Origin of the sequence: Metasolibacillus sp. FSL K6-0083 (assembly GCF_038630865.1) — a bacterium.
Classification (GTDB): domain Bacteria; phylum Bacillota; class Bacilli; order Bacillales_A; family Planococcaceae; genus Metasolibacillus; species Metasolibacillus fluoroglycofenilyticus.
Genome location: NZ_CP152046.1, coordinates 2,390,283 through 2,407,628 on the forward strand (window position 1 = coordinate 2,390,283; position 17,346 = coordinate 2,407,628).

At 38.4% G+C, this 17,346-nt stretch carries 18 protein-coding genes and 1 pseudogene; 6 read left to right on the top strand and 13 right to left on the bottom strand.

What is annotated here, in order from left to right; all coding sequences use genetic code 11:
- Nucleotides 1-41 precede the first annotated feature (41 nt).
- The 8 genes from ftsH to yabP form a co-directional block, all read right to left on the bottom strand.
- Complete coding sequence (ftsH, locus tag MHB51_RS11120) at nt 42-2,111, bottom strand: ATP-dependent zinc metalloprotease FtsH (RefSeq protein WP_107943709.1); 2,070 nt, start codon at nt 2,109-2,111, stop codon at nt 42-44.
- A 136-nt stretch (nt 2,112-2,247) separates the two neighbouring features.
- Nucleotides 2,248-2,790, bottom strand: coding sequence for a hypoxanthine phosphoribosyltransferase (gene hpt / locus MHB51_RS11125; RefSeq protein ID WP_066165531.1), 543 nt, complete (start codon nt 2,788-2,790; stop codon nt 2,248-2,250).
- A gap of 30 nt (nt 2,791-2,820) precedes the next feature.
- Nucleotides 2,821-4,206 (bottom strand): tRNA lysidine(34) synthetase TilS, encoded by a 1,386-nt coding sequence (gene tilS, locus MHB51_RS11130; protein ID WP_066165534.1) that lies wholly within the window; start codon nt 4,204-4,206, stop codon nt 2,821-2,823.
- Between the two features lie 23 nt (nt 4,207-4,229).
- Complete coding sequence (locus MHB51_RS11135; protein ID WP_342558159.1) at nt 4,230-6,599, bottom strand: SpoIIE family protein phosphatase; 2,370 nt, start codon at nt 6,597-6,599, stop codon at nt 4,230-4,232.
- Nucleotides 6,600-7,508: 909 nt separating this feature from the next.
- Nucleotides 7,509-7,934, bottom strand: a complete 426-nt coding sequence (locus MHB51_RS11140; RefSeq protein ID WP_066165543.1) for a S1 domain-containing RNA-binding protein — start codon at nt 7,932-7,934, stop codon at nt 7,509-7,511.
- 195 nt (nt 7,935-8,129) lie between these two features.
- Nucleotides 8,130-8,558: a septum formation initiator family protein gene (locus MHB51_RS11145; protein WP_107943706.1), complete on the bottom strand. Its 429-nt coding sequence runs from the start codon at nt 8,556-8,558 to the stop codon at nt 8,130-8,132.
- 50 nt (nt 8,559-8,608) lie between these two features.
- Nucleotides 8,609-9,067: a spore cortex biosynthesis protein YabQ gene (gene yabQ / locus MHB51_RS11150; protein ID WP_342558160.1), complete on the bottom strand. Its 459-nt coding sequence runs from the start codon at nt 9,065-9,067 to the stop codon at nt 8,609-8,611.
- A complete protein-coding gene (gene yabP / locus MHB51_RS11155) occupies nt 9,064-9,360 on the bottom strand; it encodes a sporulation protein YabP (RefSeq protein WP_066165552.1) in 297 nt (98 codons plus the stop codon). The genes yabQ and yabP overlap by 4 nt, the downstream gene beginning before the upstream one ends.
- A 383-nt stretch (nt 9,361-9,743) precedes the next feature.
- Between yabP and MHB51_RS11160 the strand changes: the two genes are divergently transcribed.
- The 3 genes from MHB51_RS11160 (at nt 9,744) to MHB51_RS11170 (ending at nt 11,872) form a co-directional block, all read left to right on the top strand.
- Nucleotides 9,744-10,121: an EAL domain-containing protein gene (locus tag MHB51_RS11160; RefSeq protein WP_107943703.1), complete on the top strand. Its 378-nt coding sequence runs from the start codon at nt 9,744-9,746 to the stop codon at nt 10,119-10,121.
- Nucleotides 10,121-10,756: a pentapeptide repeat-containing protein gene (locus tag MHB51_RS11165; protein ID WP_066165558.1), complete on the top strand. Its 636-nt coding sequence runs from the start codon at nt 10,121-10,123 to the stop codon at nt 10,754-10,756. The genes MHB51_RS11160 and MHB51_RS11165 overlap by 1 nt, the downstream gene beginning before the upstream one ends.
- 744 nt (nt 10,757-11,500) lie before the next feature.
- On the top strand, nt 11,501-11,872 hold the full coding sequence (locus tag MHB51_RS11170; RefSeq protein WP_342558161.1) for a hypothetical protein: 372 nt from the start codon (nt 11,501-11,503) through the stop codon (nt 11,870-11,872).
- On the opposite strand, the gene MHB51_RS11175 is transcribed toward MHB51_RS11170, so the two are convergent.
- Entirely contained in the window at nt 11,869-12,258 is a 390-nt protein-coding gene (locus MHB51_RS11175; RefSeq protein WP_342558162.1) for a hypothetical protein, read from the bottom strand. The genes MHB51_RS11170 and MHB51_RS11175 overlap by 4 nt on opposite strands.
- 359 nt (nt 12,259-12,617) lie before the next feature.
- Nucleotides 12,618-12,854 (bottom strand): sigma factor-like helix-turn-helix DNA-binding protein, encoded by a 237-nt coding sequence (locus MHB51_RS11180; protein ID WP_342558163.1) that lies wholly within the window; start codon nt 12,852-12,854, stop codon nt 12,618-12,620.
- Nucleotides 12,855-13,278: 424 nt separating this feature from the next.
- Between MHB51_RS11180 and MHB51_RS11185 the strand changes: the two genes are divergently transcribed.
- The 3 genes and pseudogenes from MHB51_RS11185 to MHB51_RS11195 all read left to right on the top strand — a co-directional run.
- A complete protein-coding gene (locus tag MHB51_RS11185; RefSeq protein ID WP_342558164.1) occupies nt 13,279-14,034 on the top strand; it encodes a hypothetical protein in 756 nt (251 codons plus the stop codon).
- Between the two features lie 312 nt (nt 14,035-14,346).
- Nucleotides 14,347-14,595, top strand: coding sequence for a hypothetical protein (locus tag MHB51_RS11190; RefSeq protein ID WP_342558165.1), 249 nt, complete (start codon nt 14,347-14,349; stop codon nt 14,593-14,595).
- A 112-nt stretch (nt 14,596-14,707) separates the two neighbouring features.
- Nucleotides 14,708-15,040: pseudogene (locus MHB51_RS11195) on the top strand (transposase); the annotation flags it as partial.
- A gap of 363 nt (nt 15,041-15,403) precedes the next feature.
- Here the strand turns inward: MHB51_RS11195 and MHB51_RS11200 are convergent.
- Genes MHB51_RS11200 through mazG form a run of 3 tightly spaced genes read right to left on the bottom strand, consistent with a single transcriptional unit; the run spans nt 15,404 to nt 17,340 of the window.
- Nucleotides 15,404-15,580, bottom strand: a complete 177-nt coding sequence (locus MHB51_RS11200; RefSeq protein ID WP_342471485.1) for a cysteine-rich CWC family protein — start codon at nt 15,578-15,580, stop codon at nt 15,404-15,406.
- A gap of 4 nt (nt 15,581-15,584) precedes the next feature.
- Nucleotides 15,585-15,875: an RNA-binding S4 domain-containing protein gene (locus MHB51_RS11205; protein ID WP_066165569.1), complete on the bottom strand. Its 291-nt coding sequence runs from the start codon at nt 15,873-15,875 to the stop codon at nt 15,585-15,587.
- 1 nt (nt 15,876) lies between these two features.
- Nucleotides 15,877-17,340 (bottom strand): nucleoside triphosphate pyrophosphohydrolase, encoded by a 1,464-nt coding sequence (mazG, locus tag MHB51_RS11210; protein ID WP_342558166.1) that lies wholly within the window; start codon nt 17,338-17,340, stop codon nt 15,877-15,879.
- Nucleotides 17,341-17,346 lie beyond the last annotated feature (6 nt).

Genomic DNA, 17,346 nt, shown 5'->3' on the forward strand with positions numbered 1-17,346 from the left:
AAAAGGCTGATGGGAAAGTAAGTTTCCCATCAGCCTCCATTTTATTGCTTGTGTTCTTCGTCTGATTGTACAGTTTTGCCTAGAGGCTTGTGTGGTTGTTCGTTAGATAGCTTACCTAAAGGTTTATGTTCCCCAGGTAAATCTTCTGTTGTTGGTGGTGTTTGCTCACTTACAACCTCTTCATTAACCGTTGCAGAACCAGCTTTTTCGATTGTCGGCTGTGCTTCTGTTACTACTTCAGAAGGCACTTCATTTACAATCTCTTCAACTACTTCTGGCAATTTACCAAAGTCACGTAAATGCTCGATTTCCTGTGCATTTAATGTTTCTTTTTCCATTAATGTGTTAGCAATCAAATCTAATAGCTCACGCTTTTCTGTTAAAATGCGTTTTGTACGCTCATACTGAGCATCAACAATATTTTGAATTTCTTTGTCAATTTCATAAGCGATTTTATCAGAGTAGTTTTGGTCCGAGTTGAAATCACGCCCTAGGAAAACATTGCCCCCTTGGCTTGAACCGTATTGAACTGCTCCAAGATTGTCGCTCATTCCGTACTCAGTTACCATTGCACGTGCGATGCTCGTTACTTTTTGGAAGTCGTTATGTGCGCCTGTTGACACTTCGCCAAGTACGATTTCCTCTGCAACACGCCCGCCTAATAAACCAGCGATACGGTCAAGCAGCTCTTGACGTGTTGTAAAGAAACGTTCTTCCTTCGGTAACATAATAGCATAACCACCCGCTTGCCCACGAGGAACAATCGTTACCTTATGCACTGTATCTGCTTCATCAAGTTCTAGCCCTACAACTACGTGCCCAGCTTCATGGAATGCAACAAGCTTTTTCTCTTTTGCCGAGTAAACGCGACTTGCTTTCGCTGGACCCGCAATAACGCGGTCAGACGCTTCGTCAATATCTGCCATATTAATTGATTTTTTGCTTTTACGAGCTGCTACAAGTGCTGCTTCGTTTAGCAGATTTTCAAGGTCTGCACCTGAGAAACCTGGCGTGCGTTGTGCTACCGCTCCTAAATCCACACTATCCGCTAGTGGCTTATTGCGTGCATGCACTTTTAAAATCGCCTCACGCCCTTTTACATCAGGATGCCCTACTGTAATTTGACGGTCAAAACGACCTGGACGTAATAACGCCTTATCTAAAATATCTGGTCGGTTCGTTGCAGCAATAATGATAATTCCTTCATTCGCTCCGAAGCCGTCCATTTCTACCAATAATTGGTTCAACGTTTGCTCACGCTCATCGTGACCACCGCCAAGACCCGCACCACGTTGACGACCTACTGCATCAATCTCGTCAATGAAAATGATACATGGCGCATTTTTCTTCGCATTTTCAAATAAATCACGTACACGCGATGCCCCAACACCAACAAACATTTCTACGAAATCAGAACCTGAAATCGAGAAGAATGGGACGCCAGCCTCACCAGCAACTGCACGTGCAAGTAAAGTTTTACCCGTACCCGGAGGACCCACAAGTAAAATCCCCTTCGGAATACGCGCGCCAATTTCAGTAAATTTACGATGATCCTTTAAAAAGTCTACTACTTCGACAAGCTCTGCCTTTTCTTCATCGGCACCAGCTACATCGTTGAAGCGAACCTTTTTCTTATCTTGATCATATAGCTTAGCCTTTGATTTACCGAAGTTCATCACTTTATTACCGCCACCTTGTGATTGACTCAACAAGAAGAAGAATAAAATGATAATGATGATGAATGGAATAATACCTGTAAAGAAGCTTACCCATCCACTTGTTTCTGGCGCATGCTCAACCTTGATACCGTAGTCCTCTTCAAGATTAAAAATGCGCTCCTTTGCCTGCTCATCATTTTGTAAAATATTCAGCGTGAATTTTTTGCTTGCCTCATCATCGTTAGCTTTTTTATATTCCCCAACAACTGAGAGTACGCCCTTTGCTGGCTGTATCATCACTGAATCAACATTACCAGACTCCAGCTCCGCAAAAAACTTTTTGTAATCTAGCTCCTCAACAGCAGAGTTGCTGCCATTGACAGTGCCAAAAATCCCGACTATTACGAGAAAAATTAATAAATAAAATATGGTATATCGAAATATTCGATTCATCCCCAGCCTCCTCACAACATAACAGAAAAACTATAGATAAAATCTTAACATACGTTCATTTTTTGATACAATGAAAAGCCCTAAAGAATATATGTGAAAGTCGATTTATGTCAAAATCGTTACATATGTTCTGATTTTAGAATGAATACACTTCTCTTTTCAAAATGCCAATGTACGGTAAGTTACGATATTTTTCTGCGTAATCTAATCCATATCCTACTACAAAACCATCTGGAACTTCAAAGCCTACGATATCTGCTTTTAAATCCACCTTGCGCCCTGAAGGTTTATCTAATAGCGTTACAATCTTAATTGATTTAGCTTTGCGATACTTAAATAGCTCGACAAGGTAGCTAAGTGTTAAGCCACTATCGATAATATCCTCGATAATAATAACATCGCGACCTTCCACACTTGTGTTTAAGTCCTTTAAAATTTTTACCTCGCCAGAAGAAACAGTCGCATTGCCGTAGCTCGATACATCCATAAAGTCCACTTCAACATAAGAGTCGAAACGCTTCATTAAGTCTGTCATAAAAGGCATTGCACCTTTTAAAACACCGACAGCAAGCGGGAATTTATGGTCGTATTCAGCTGTTAGCTGTGCGCCTAACTCTCGAATGCGTTCTTGAATCTGCTCCTCCGAAATCATAATTTTTTCAATATCGTTTTGAATCATATGTGATTCCCCCTCAAATTGTTGCAAATTTTAACGAGCGCTACGCACGATGAGAACACAATCATCCTCCCCGCGTCGCTGCTTGGAAAATTTGTTATTTACACGCACACCGAGTACAGCTAATACCTCATCCTCTGCATCGACTAACAACGGCCAGCTATCGCGTTTCGCTAAAGGGATTTTACAGTCAATAAATAACCTTGATAACCGTTTTCCTTGCATCATATTAGCAAGCTGTATACGGTCGCCCTCTCGTCTTGTACGAATATGTAATGGGAAGTTTACTGCTTTTGACTGAAAATAGTAGCATTCGCCATCGTGCTGCCCTGTATAAGTCCCTACAAATAGCCAGATATGCCCATAATCGAGCCATTTATTTAACGCTAATGCTTTCGCTTCACGCACCTCGAATACTTTATGTGGATAAACAGTCACAGTATCATATGCGCGTTGCATCATGTAATGTTTCGGTAAATGGATTGTCGCACTACCACTTGTAGTTTCAAATAAGGCGTAGATAGATGATAATAATGATTGACTAAAAAGTGTACTTGAATCGTTATAAATATAGTTTAATAGTATTAAAATGAGCCTTCTTTGTAAAGCAGGTGATTCTCTTTGAAAAGCATGAACATCAATCGTATAAATTTCTGCCGTATTTTCCTTAACTACTCGTGCATATGCTCCTTTTGCTAACTCCATTAAGTATGCATCATCCTGCTGTAGCTGGCTAGCTAATTGAACAGCATGTGCGGCTATATGATTATTCTCCTCAACTAATAAAGGAATAATACGCTGACGGAAGCGATTTCTTGTATAATCATCCTTCGCGTTACTTGCATCCTCACGATATACTCCATTCTGACTTTGCAAATAACTAGAAATTTCTGCCTTCGTTACTGCTAAAAAGGGACGAATAAGCTCACCATCTGCAAATGAACGACTTGCCATCATTCCTTGTAAGCCGTTAATCGTCGCGCCTTTTGCGAGAGCCATCAGCATCGTCTCGAGCTGATCGTCTGCATGATGTGCTGTAACAAGCTTCGTGCACTTTTCCTGCCGCATAATTTGCGCTAAAAAACGATAACGCTCACTGCGACAAGTCGTCTGCAAATTGCCACCTTCCTTTTCAAGAATATCGGCTATTGGAATCGCCGTACTATGTACCCTAATATTTTCTTCTACACAAAACGCCTCAACAAATTCTCGGTCTGCTGCCGAGGCTTCCGCCCTTAGCATATGGTCAACATGCGCTACGACAATTTCTATTTCTAGCTGCGCACACATTGCTCGGAAAAAATACAGTAAGCCCATCGAGTCAACGCCACCAGAGCAAGCGATGAGAAGACGGTCTCCTGCTACTACTAATTGCTGCTTTCGAATATTATGCATCACCTTTATTTCGAATGAATCCACCTTCTCACCTCCGTTCTTCTATACTAATTCGCCTTTACAGTTGCCCATTGTGGAATAATATGCTGCAATGTCAGACCAATCAATGTACAATCATCCTCAATATCATAACGCCCTTTATAATGCGCCATTACATCATACAATAACACATCAATCGGCATTTTTTCGGCAATTCTTTGCTTTATCAACTCCAAAAAATAAGACTCCTGCTCGTCCCAATTCAATTCGCTTGAAAATAAACCGTCCGACACCATAAAAATAACATCATCTGCTCTCAGCTTCATTTTTTGTGTTTCTACAGAAAACTGTGGCATAAAGCCTACAGGTGCACTTGTCCCATCAATTTTCATAACCGTTTGACCACGAATTATATATGTCGACATGCTACCAGCCTTCCATGACCAAAGTGTGCCACCTTGTAAATCAATTAGCGCAAAATCAATCGTTGCATACATGTCTATCTCACGCTTTAACGACATAACATAGTGTAACGTATGCATCGCTGTTTCTGGATTCATATTATACAATAAACATTCGCGCATCATGCGAATCAGCTTTCTACTCTCACGCTGCGCTTCTTTATTTTGTCCCATTCCATCTGAAAGCATAACCGCTGTCAGCCCAGCATGTATCGGAAAAATAGCATGCGAATCTCCTGAGCCATTTACTAGCTCCTTCGCTTGACTATAGCTATCATGCGCTAATTCATAACGGACAGCTGAACGAAAACGCACCTGCATATGACGGAATGGTTCTTGCCTCATTTCATAATGCTCTACGTAAAGAGGCTCCTGCCAAACATCATAAAAAATCGGCACAATAAGCCGCTCACAAAGCTGTAGCATATCATACTGATTACTATTTTTCGGTGTCAGTGAGCACACGACGATACGCTCGCCAGGTTTACTTTGTAACACATCTATTTGAAAGCAAGGCACATAAGCTTGCTTGAACGCAGTCATTAGCTCTTCCTCCACAGACTGAAAGGATAGTGCTTCTTCTTTAATTTCCTGCATAAGTCGCTGCAGATGGCGACTCAAATCACGCAACTGCAATGCAATCATTTTTTTTCCATGATAAAATTGCCCATTCATTTGCTCCTGATAGAGCTGCAATTCCAGCTCCTCTAGCAATTTAGTTGACTTCACACATTTTTGTTTCACCTGCTCCTCTGTACGCACAACCTCCGCTGGCTTCGAAGCCGCTTTCGCCACACACCAGCCCTCAATCGTCTGACTCATTTCTGCATCAGCCCAGCAGCGATCATAGCGAAAGCAGCTCATACATGTAGCCAATGGCTCAATTTTTTTCTTTTCCACATAATCCGCAGTAAACCGATCGAATACAAGCTCCTTCATAAAATCAACAAAATGCTGAAATTGCATTAAATTTTCTGTCGCATGCTCTGTCATCCACGTCTGTCTTTTTAATAGCACCTCATCTCGCTCTGGGTAAAACAAATCATGCAATGTTGTAAATAATGATTGTGGAAGTAGCAAAAATAAAGTTGCTGCTACGACAATGGAGAAGAAATAGACGAGATCGAGCGGTAATGTCGCATCATAAAAAAAGAATAGCGCACTAGGTATTATGCTACCTAGTGCAACACCTAGCCGTCCTAGTTGCTTACAGCTTCCCGTAACAACACCTGTCACTGCATACAAAGCAAGCATTCCCGTAAAGGATAGGCTTGCAACACCTAGCAACGTTCCTAAAATCGTAGCGGTCATCGTTGCTACTTGGACACCTGCCACTCTAGCTGCAATGCAAATAATGAGATGTAGCATAAAAATCGTTAAAGACAAAGAATAGATAACAACAGACTGCATCCCGCCAAGCAAGGCGGCCGCAATGACAAAACCAGCCCCAATGCGCTCATACGACCAATTTGTCTGCCAAAATTGGTGTGGACGCACGAAGAAAAGCTGAATAAATAATGTCATTAACACAGCTAATACTACCTCATAGCCGACGTATAAGAGCACTAAAAATGGCGGCACTCCCCCATATGACACGCTTTGCCATGGCAATTGGATAAGTAAAATGGATAAACCAATCGCCAAAGAAGCTGGCATCTTATAATATTTGAAGCGACATAACAGCTCAAAGACGATGAGCTGCAAACATAAAATCACTGCCTGTCCTAATCCAAACGATAAGGAACCTAACAAGCCACCAATAATAACAGCTGTCCGCATATTGTCATAGCGCAGTCGCACAATTGCCCAAAATGGCAATAAAAAAGGTAGTGTCGCATCAAAAAATACTGCTTGTGCTAAAAAATAAGCAATAATGAAAAAGGTAGCTTGCAAACTATAGATAGTTTTTTTATTTTTTGCATACCCCTTCATCCCCTGCCACATAGAAGGTGTTTCTAGCATTTCCACTCGTGTCATATAGTCATCTCCTCTAGCTTTTTTGCCATTATATAAAAATTAAAGTGTAAAATTTGTCTGTTCATATAGGCAACTAGAAAAAATGTTTCGACGAATTGTTAGCAAATAGTGGGAAAAATGAGTGAATTGGTGAATATCTGATTTACTTCTTTGTCATAAAAAGGATGGATATGTCCAATAAAGTGAAACCTCAATCAGTGGAGGTTTTCCTCATCCCCATTGATTGTTAGTTGAATCAATCGGGCTTTTACGGGGAGCTCATCTCTCACTTATCCTTTAGCGTATTTTCACTTAAGTCTTACTGCCCGTTAATGCGGGACAAAGCACCATATGAAAAAAAGTAAGTTATTGATTATACTAGATATATCGAAATAGATAGGAGATTATAAATCATGACCCAACAATTTACATACCTAACATTGCTCTGCTCTTTTAGTATGCTGCTCATTGTAGGTGGTGTACTCTTAACAAAATTACCCCTCATCGTGCAAACACTTATGATTAGTGTCGGTCTTATTTCTGGAATTTTTTGCTTCATTTCGCTCATTCGCATGCTAATAAAGCAAGAGAAAAAATAAATGGGGAGAGGCGCTTAAAATGCCCTCGGCAGTGCTTCTTCAAAGAGCGCACTTATAGAGGGTTCCCTGAAATCCGGAGCAACACTACGTTTAGCGGATTTCCCTCCGAATAAAAGTAATTGAAATTTTCATTGCATCGTAAAATGGAGCCACCTTTTCGAACAGCCCTGTCGCAGAAAATCTTCCTGAAAGATGCTAAAATGGCTACCTACTTTTATTTATAAGAATTCATTTTCATAAAATACAAACAAAACGCCCGAAAAGCAGTGCATTGCACACTTTTCGGACGCCCTTATATTACATCTTTTCTACGCCTGAAATAGCCAGTAAACTAACTTCGTCTAGCTCCACGGCCACCGCGTTTTGATTCTGTTGCACGCTTTAATGTTGCAAGACGCTCATCGCTATCTTTTAAGAAACGTGCCATTTTTTGCTCGAAAGTCTCTTTCGGTTGACGATCATTTCGCTCATTTGATCGATTATCACGACGTGGACGTTGAGGACGTTCTGGTCGCTCTGGTTGAGGCTTCGCTTTGCGGATTGAAAGACCGATCTTACCGTCAGCTTCAACATTCATCACTTTGACTTCAACTTCATCCCCTACTTTTAGAAGTTCGTTGATGTCTTTCACATAGTTGTCTGCCACTTCACTAATGTGTACTAAACCCGTTTTGCCATCTGGCAGCTCAACGAATGCTCCAAAATTTGTGATGCCTGTTACCTTACCTTGTAATTTGCTGCCTACTTCAATTGACATAAAAAAAATGCTCCTCCTTAAAAATTAAGCGACTTCATAAGTCATGTACTAAGTATACTGAAACTTTTATCATTAATAACAGTTTCTATTCTATTATAACGAACAGGATAATCGTGTCAACAACACTGCGCTAAATCTGATTCGTTTCACAGCAAGGAGGGCGACCCAACACTTTTCACGGATTCGCCCTCACCCTTACTCATCATCATCTTCTTGTTGTTCATTCGATTGTTTCTTTTTGGGAATTGTAAAAATAATCTCGCCTTCCTCAGACATAAAATATTCTTTACGTGCCAACTTCGCAATATATTCATCATCCTCAAGCTTTGCAATTTGCAGCTTTAACATATCCTGCACTTCTTGTATTTGCTCTAGCTCCACTAAAACCTCTGCCTTTTTCTGCTCCTTCGCATCAAGGCGCTCATACTGCTTCATTAGCATGCTAGCTAGTCCAAAAATGACTACACTTGCTATAACAAAGAATGCTACCAGCCTGCGACGACGGCGAACAATCTGCTGCTTTGAAGGTTTATTGCTCGCCTGAATTTCACTAGAACGAACATAATCATTATCTAACGCTCTTACTCTGTTAGGTGATGGTTCTTGGTAATCTCGCCTTGCCATTTTGTTCACCTCACGATTTTGAATAATACAGCTATTATACTTTGTAAAAACTATTTTTTAAAGCGGTTTCCAATTGTTACTTTGTACAGTTTCATGAAAGGTGTAAGTATGAATAAGACTATCGACCTGAACAAATGCCAACACATCAGGAAAAAGCGCCCGATAATATAAATAATCCAATAAATTGGACGAATAAAGAGCAATACAAATACACGACCGACAAATCGGAAAAAGCGTCTGAATAATTTATCATACGCAAAAATACCAACTAGCTGAAATAGTGGATCAACCGCGCGCCACTGCCCTCCCTTTGTCACATATAAAAAATAAAATGTACAAAATCCGAGAGCAACCCATACCATAAGCTCTAGCACTACAGCGCACTGACGAATCCATTGTCGCCCAGATAGCCCTCCCAATACGGCTCGAGTACTGTCAATAACACAGCCGACAAATAGTCCACTTGCCAACATGATGACAGCACTCATTAGCTGTGCTGAAATCGTCATCCGAACAATTTATGAATAAAGCCCTTTGCCGCACCGTCTTCCTCATCGTACTGCATGAGCTTCACATTGCCCTCTAATGTAAGTAGCCCCTTGTCCACATCTAAATGCACAATGCGTAGCTCTTCACCTCGAATTAGCAAATGTCCTTGAGATGTGTGAATGAAAAATTCCTCCTGATCAAAACGCTCAATTGCTTTAATTGATGTCATGTCCATTCGCTTGCGGTTGCGAATTGTCACTAAATGCTCACCCGACGGAATTGTATAACGATTACTTTCTTGATGCAATGTCATGTCCATCCCCTCCTTTTTGCTTCTGTCACACTTTATGCAGCATATGGGAAAGGCATGACTAAAATTATTAGAAGAAAATAATATAACTAACTCATTGCTAAATAAAAAAAGGAAAATGCTATAATTAATAAAAAAACTTGCGTGATAGGAGAGAGGTTTAGTATATGGATTGCTCAATTGATTTTTCAATAAAAAAAATGGCAGATTGAAGGCAAAGCGCATTTAACGGTATCGATTAATTTATCGCCCATTCATTTTTTGAGTACGACTTTACCCGATTTTTTATTGAATTGCACTAAAACAGCCGGTATTGCCCCACAAAGCTTAATACTAGAAATTACTGAAAATGTAACAATTGAAGACCGTGATGCTGCTAAAATCGAATGGTAGAGCTTAGAGCTATGGGCTTTTCTATCTCAATCGATGACCTCGGAACAGGTTATTCATCATTTGCCTACTTGCAAAACCTCCCTGTCCATCAAATTAAAATTGACCGTCAGTTTATACGCAATATAAGCATCAATCAAAACAGTGCAGATATCGTCCAAACAATCGTTCAACTAGGAAAAACAATTGATTTACAGGTCGTGGCAGAAGGTGTTGAAACACAAGAAGAATGGAATATATTAAAACAATTCGGCTGTGATAGTATACAAGGCTTTTATTTTAGCAGGCCTTTACCAGCAAATGAAATTAACAAGCTTTTTGAAAAAACAGCAACAGCTTGTAAACTTCACTTACCAATTGGAGGGAGCCTTTAATGAAAATTACTTTACCTAAAATCCCAGCACAATTAACTGCGAGAAACTTCTCTGATATTTTGTATGAGGAATATCCAGAGCTAGAAATGTGTGAAATTATTGACTCTACATTTACGAATGAGGCAATAGAGAGGGTTCGTATCGACAAAGCCATTCTGAAAAATAGTCACTTTAATTATACAAATTTCAGCCATATCCAATTAACCGATGTTCGCTTTGAAAATTGTGATTTGTCCAATGTAAACTTTAGCAAATCCTCGATTCATCGCGTGGAATTTATCAATTGCAAACTGTTAGGAAGCCAGTTTCCTACATCTTCTTTAGGCAATGTACGTTTTGACAATTGCATTTTACACTTAGTAACATTTGACAGCGCAAAGCTTGAAAAAGTGATATTCAACAAAACACTCTTAACAAATAGCGATTTTTACGAATGCAAATTTAAAGGAATTGAATACAATTGCTGCAATTTGAATGACGCCAATTTCGAGCAAACTTCATTAAAAGGCATCGATATTAGCTCATCTACTTTTGAAACACTAACCATTTCGATTAATAGCTTAAATGGCTGCAAAGTATCCTCTTCTCAGGCAATTCAGCTAGCTTCATTAATGGGCGTTATCGTTGTAGACTAATATCGAGGAGGCTGTCCAAAAAGCCATGCATAGCCGGCATTTTGGACAGTGGCGATTATCTTTCACAAAAGCGAGCGCCTCTTTTAAAAGTATGGTAAACACGGTTTCTAACGATGTTTGCTCTTTTCGATAATGTGTATAAGGAATCAGTAGTTCACGTTTTCGTATCCATTGGATTCGAGTAGATGACGAAAATTCAGACGTTGAAGAAAAAGTATACTCCGTTGTTGCTTTTTAGAATTGGCAAGTGCAAAATGACGAACCGAAAGTGTATTAGCAAAATTGTTAGGCAGAAATTTTTACCTGAGAAAATCCTGTTGATTGTCCATCAGGTGGAGTTAAGAAAGAAGTTTCTCTGACACTTCCCGAAAATGAATGGGGATGGTTTGACAAAAAAGCAGATGGAAGCCGTTTGCAGTTTCTAAGTCATTTAGTTTGGGAAGCACAGTCATCAGAAATTGAATGGAAAAATTATGCGTGCCTTGGCTACGATAATGAAAAATACATAAATTGGTTCTTACAATTTATGATAAGTGTAATTGAAAATCTGTTCCTGCAGTTGAAAAAATTTATACAGAATCGAACTATTAATTTAAAGTTGGCACTTGAAGTGAAAAAAACGGGAATTTTTTATTAGAATTTGATAAGCTTATATAAAAGCTAAAGTGAACTGCACCCCACTTAGCTGTGCTTAAAGTAGGCGACTTCTAGCGGATTACGTTAAATTTAGAAAGGAACGGTTGAATGGATAAAAAAAATAAACCTTCAATTTCTTATTCTCCAATTTATAATTATGCTATGGTTTGGCTCACATTTATTATATTTATTTTTGTGAGTTTGCAAATGCCTCACTTACCTACCCATATGAAAACATTGATATATGGCACTATAATTGTCTATCTGCTTCTGCTTATCAATGGTGGTTTAGAGATTTTTGGTAACATTCCCAAAAGAGTGAATATTTCAATTAATATTTTACAATTAATACTATCTATACCAATTTTGGTATTTTCCATATTGAAAGAAGAGTTAATATTCATCTTTTTTTCTATTTTTCTAATACTAGTTTTTACAACGAAAATATTTTTATTAATGTATAAAAAAGCAAAGGACTAATAAGCTATATATGTTGTTCGACAATCCCAAGTGGAAGAGTTACCATTAGCACTTTCATAGTACCACATTTCCGAATGAATACGCATATACTTTTTCTTATTTAGGTCTGCGTCGCGTACAGCAGCTTCTAGACTAGCTTGATTTGATGACTTTAGATAAGTATCTAATGCCGACGCTATAGATAAACCAAACCCTGCATGTGTCAATCTTTGAGCAAGTGTAGGTCCGATATATCTCGCAAGTAAAGATGACACAGCTGCTACTCCTAGACCTGCAACCATAATCGTGAATGACTGATAATTAAAGCCTGCAGATTGTGCTTGTTGTTGTCGGAAATCCTCCAAAGTAATGTGTTCTACTGTTGAACTAATTTTTGTCCATCCCATTATCAATCTCTCCTTTTTCTTTTTGTTATTGAAAAGCAATTAAATTACCTAGGATGATTGCTTTCTATAATCTAAAGGGAGATAAATCATTGTTTTGACAACCTTAATGAAAAATATTTTTATAGGTGTTTTTAAGATTGGTTTTGATTTAATTTTTCTATTTCTACTAGTTCAAAAAATGAAGGTGCTTTTTTGAATTTTTTCGTTTGGATGGTGTGAATAATCATTAAGTGAATTTCTTGTTTTAGGTCCTCCCGTTCTTGTGGATGGGTTTGACGTAATACGGCATGAATTTTAGGTTATAACATATCTAAAATTTCTTGTTGGAATGGGGCATTTTTTGTTTTTAAATGGGGCAATTAGCTCTCTCCTTGTTGATAATTTTTTCTGATTTTCTTTAAGGTCTGGTTTTTTGTTTTGTTAACTGCTTGTTTTGTAATGGCTAATTTATGAGCAATTTCAATTTCAGGTATTCCCTCAATATAAAGTAAATAAAGAATTTCTTTCTGTTTAGCACTTAATTTCGAAATAATATCATGAAGTAACTTGTCCTCGAAAAGAAATGTGCGGCGTTTAATTAATCTCGATACTTTCAAAAATTCTTGCTTTTCATTTATGTAACTTAATAAAGTTGTTTGGAAGTTATGATCTAAATTAGCTTATAGAACAATTGCCTTCATCTTCTCCATGACTTCATTTTTATATACCAACTTTATCACTTCATTTACACCGATATTATAGTACCATTGTCTCATATTAACAGCAAGAATAACAGATAGATATGTTTATTTTAATAGTGTAAAACTGCAAATAGTAACAAAAAAATAAGTTCAATTGCGTGATTCCGCATAAAATACATACGGAATCACGCAATTGTGAATGCAGTATGTATAGCGCTAAGATGAAGTTAACTCGAGGATAAATGAATTAAGCATGCTCAAATTTCATAACTGAACAATAATGATAAACTTGTTCAGTTATATCAAATATTAAAATATTAATTGAGGAGAGATGAGAACTATGAAAATAACATCCAGAATACTCTGTTTCCTGTTATTATTTGCAACAACCGTACCACTATATATAAATGCAGAAAATGCAGAGATTACTAAGGAAATAGCAAATGATATAGGGGTAAATTTTATTATAGATTCCCCTGAACTTGTTATATATCAATATGAAAAAGATGGTATTTCATACGAAACTCATGAGCATGTTGAAAAAGTAGATAATACAGAAATAATAAGTATTAAGATTTATAAAATTGAAGGGAATGAAAAATTATTAATTGATAATGGAACTACTGTTGTTTCAGAATTGACATCTGGCATGTTAGAATTAACATCAGAAGATGGCGAAAAAGTACTTTTTGACTCTAATAACTCTTCAATTACTGCTTTTAAATCAGCATCTTATGGTGGCTCTTATGTTTCAGATGTTAGATATAGAGTATTTACTGATGGAACTGCAGAGGCCATTATGGCTGGGCAAAACCCTTATTATAAAAATACTACAAAAAATAATGCTAATTTTATTAGATTTCAAGGTCATGCTGATGCATTAAAAAGTAAAGAACTAGATTTAATTACCTTTGGAGTTCTAGGTTTTGCTGATGATATAATCAATGCACTAAAAGCAGGTAATTTATTGAGCTGGTCTTTAATTAAAAAGATTGTGGGTGGAGCTGTTAAAGTAGGTCCATTTGGTGCGGCTTTAACTATATATCAATATGGGCAAGAATGGCTAGACGCAAGAGAAGATTATAAAAAAATCTAAAATCACAAAGAAATTACAGTTTTATTGATTATATAAACATTAGTTATTAAACCACATGTTTTATAGAAGAAAACCCTTTTTATAAAACCTTTACTTGTCAATTAAAATGGAGGGGCGGCCCCAGTGAGAAGCACACAAGCTGAAAATCCCTTTATTTTGGCTCCTGTCAAAATAAATTAGTGTGAAGCTGTATTCATGGTAAACGTCCCTTACAACGTAAATCAACAAACCCACAGGTACTCTCTGTGAAATAAAGGAGGATCAATACACTAAAAAAATTAATATCTATTTATTTTAAAGGAGGGCGGTATTTTGATGTATATGCTACTATGTATTCTTATTTTATTTGCGATTATTCTAATTGTTGAGCTACTTATGACTGTACTTAAAATTAAAACAACGCGATTATACCGTATTCTTTCTTATGGAGTTATGGCGATGCTAGCTTTTATTATTAACCAATTTATAGCTCCTGATTATAAAAGTTTCACAAAGGTCTTATCTATATCTTTTTTAGCTGTTGCATTTGTATATTTGTTTAAGAAAAATGAGGATAAATGAGTTAATTTCATAATTCCAATCCCTTCGGTATCAAGGGTTCCAACTAAATAAAAATGAGGCACCTCCCCAAATTCGGTATAATGGTAGCGACTAAACAACCCACCGGAAAGGAAAGTACAAAGCCTTGAAATTTACACGCCCAAAGGAATGTGTAACCTGTCCATTACGCGAGGATTCGCTCTGTCAAAAGGTGTTTAAAATCAAGTGTGAAACCGATATTCGGAAGTATACGAATCCAGCACGTGGCTCAGATTTATGGAAAAAGCTTTATAAAGAACGCACCGCCGTAGAACGGGTAAATGCGTATTTAAAACAATCCTTTCAGTTAAACAACGTCCGTCACAAAACAGGTAGAAAGGCCAAGATCCATTTCAGTCTCGTGACGTTTATTTATAATGCCTGCAAGATAGCAGTCGATCATATCAGCGAGCAATTAAGCAAATGACAAGCAACTGCATAATTTTTAAAAACGGTCGTTTTTACAACGGAGCAGTCTAAGATCTTGAAAAAAATCGATTTATGAAATTGATTCAAGTAGAAAAATATTTTGAATAGATAAAAGGGAAGGGAACATACTTTAAAAAGCTGATGACTGATGTTATATTGGCATTAGCAAAAAAAGATTTAGCACCAGATACCCCCAGCAGTTGCACCTGTTGGGGGTTCTTCTGTTTTACAGTAGAGTGAACCATTTAGGCTAGTTGTCGCTATGGTTTCTGTTTTTTAGTCATTATCCGGCAAAAAAAGAGATAGCAAATTCCAACTTGACTTAGTTATTAAACTTAAGAAAATAAAATACCTAATTTTCTCATACATTACGCTCCCCATATTCCTCCAAGCACTTCTCGCAAATACAGCTTGTTGGATTTTCTATGAGTATTTCCTTTGGGAATTTCACGGTCATACACCAGCAGTCGCTTTGCTTGCTCGCAACGCCACAGTTATTACTGCCGCCACATAGCGGGCATTCCTTTTCATCTGCCATTTGCTCAATCCTCGTCGTCAATGAATTCTGGCTCAATTTTTTCTAGGCGCTCTTCCTTTAAAATGGTGAACATATTTGCCGCGTCTTCTTTGCGGGCATTTTCATTTAGCTGCTCAACACGTGCTGTGACGATTTTTTGTCCGAAGCGAATCGCTAACTCGTCACCGACTTTTACAGTACTGCTCGCCTTTGCGACCTTGTCGTTAATTGTGATACGACCTTGCACAGCAACTTCCTTTGCTAATGTGCGGCGTTTAATTAATCTCGATACTTTCAAAAATTTATCTAATCGCATATTATTCTCCCTTTTCCTGCTTTTTTGCCTCATTCCAGAAGGCATCTAATTGTTCTAGTGTGAATGCGGTGAAACCCTGTCCACTCATCTTCACTCGTTGCTCCACATAGCCAAAGCGTCGAGCAAATTTTTCATTTGCATGAATCATCGCTTCCTCTGGCGAAATCTTATAAAAGCGCGCGATATTCACAAGTGTAAATAACACATCACCAAATTCATCAAGTTGCGCAGCAGCAGAGCCCTCTGTAATTTCCTGACGAAACTCCTGCCACTCCTCCTCAAACTTTGCCCATACATCCTCTGCATTTGGCCAATCAAAGCCAACTGTCGCAGCCTTTTTCTGATAATTATAAGAGGTTTGCAGCGAAGACTCCGCACGGTGCTCACCTGCTAAAAGCGGCTCTAGCTGTTCGCCCTTTTCCTGACGCTTTATTGCCTCCCAATTAGCAATGACCGCATCGGCATCCTCTGCTGCTACGTCACTAAACACGTGCGGATGACGGCGAATCATTTTTTCACTAACCGACGCAAGCACTTCTTCTAAATTGAAATAGCCATTATCTTCGCCAATTTGCGCATGTAAAAACACTTGAAGCAAAACATCGCCTAGCTCCTCGACCATCGCAAAGTCATCCTCTGCATCAACAGCTGCTAAAAATTCATGCGTTTCCTCAATTAAATATTTTTTCAAGGATTCATGTGTTTGTTTTCGGTCCCAAGGACAGCCATCCGGTCCGCGCAAAACAGCAATAATACGACGCAAAGTTGTCCAATCACGCAGCGCATCTTCGTCTGATGCCACAGGAGGCACATAAACTGTCGTTAAATTATTAAGCTCTGCCACTTGGTCTAACTCGTATAAAGGGACTGTCACTATCTTTTCTTGTGAAGAGCCTGCTGCTGTCACAATTGTTACAGGATAATCATCACGATATTTTTCCATTAATGTCAGCTTCACCTCTGACGCACTAAACTCATCATACACTTGTGCAATCAAAGTATGCTGGCGCATATTCAACTCGTCCATAGACATGCTTGTACCATCTAATAATTGAAAACCTTCGATTGGGTCGATTTTTAACGCTGTAAAAATCGGGTCTAGAAAGCTTTGCCCACCCTCGATTTTGAGCTTAATTTCCCCATTCCTTGCTGCCTCAATTAAATGCTGTACCGTTTGCTCAGCCACTAGCGGGTGCCCTGGCACTGCATACAATACCGACTCCTGCTGTGCAACCTCGATTAAACACGCGGCTATCTCCTCATAGACAGGTTGAAATGTGTCATACTTTTCATAAACGCCATCAAAACTATGAAATTGAATATCCTCTGTTGTCAAATCCTGTATTACAGGATGTTCTAGTGTGCGCACATATATTTTTTTAGCCGCTTTAAGCTTTTTATAAACGCCATATGGCAACTGCTCCAAATCAGATGCCCCTAAGCCGATTACGGTTAATTCATTCATTATTTT

Coding starts and splice junctions, on each gene's coding strand:
- ftsH (WP_107943709.1), bottom strand. CDS start 2,111: ATGAATCGAATATTTCGATATACCATATTTTATTTATTAATTTTTCTC.
- hpt (WP_066165531.1), bottom strand. CDS start 2,790: ATGATTCAAAACGATATTGAAAAAATTATGATTTCGGAGGAGCAGATT.
- MHB51_RS11135 (WP_342558159.1), bottom strand. CDS start 6,599: ATGACACGAGTGGAAATGCTAGAAACACCTTCTATGTGGCAGGGGATG.
- MHB51_RS11140 (WP_066165543.1), bottom strand. CDS start 7,934: ATGTCAATTGAAGTAGGCAGCAAATTACAAGGTAAGGTAACAGGCATC.
- MHB51_RS11145 (WP_107943706.1), bottom strand. CDS start 8,558: ATGGCAAGGCGAGATTACCAAGAACCATCACCTAACAGAGTAAGAGCG.
- yabQ (WP_342558160.1), bottom strand. CDS start 9,067: ATGACGATTTCAGCACAGCTAATGAGTGCTGTCATCATGTTGGCAAGT.
- yabP (WP_066165552.1), bottom strand. CDS start 9,360: ATGACATTGCATCAAGAAAGTAATCGTTATACAATTCCGTCGGGTGAG.
- MHB51_RS11160 (WP_107943703.1), top strand. CDS start 9,744: ATGGTAGAGCTTAGAGCTATGGGCTTTTCTATCTCAATCGATGACCTC.
- MHB51_RS11165 (WP_066165558.1), top strand. CDS start 10,121: ATGAAAATTACTTTACCTAAAATCCCAGCACAATTAACTGCGAGAAAC.
- MHB51_RS11170 (WP_342558161.1), top strand. CDS start 11,501: ATGGATAAAAAAAATAAACCTTCAATTTCTTATTCTCCAATTTATAAT.
- MHB51_RS11175 (WP_342558162.1), bottom strand. CDS start 12,258: ATGGGATGGACAAAAATTAGTTCAACAGTAGAACACATTACTTTGGAG.
- MHB51_RS11185 (WP_342558164.1), top strand. CDS start 13,279: ATGAAAATAACATCCAGAATACTCTGTTTCCTGTTATTATTTGCAACA.
- MHB51_RS11200 (WP_342471485.1), bottom strand. CDS start 15,580: ATGGCAGATGAAAAGGAATGCCCGCTATGTGGCGGCAGTAATAACTGT.
- MHB51_RS11205 (WP_066165569.1), bottom strand. CDS start 15,875: ATGCGATTAGATAAATTTTTGAAAGTATCGAGATTAATTAAACGCCGC.
- mazG (WP_342558166.1), bottom strand. CDS start 17,340: ATGAATGAATTAACCGTAATCGGCTTAGGGGCATCTGATTTGGAGCAG.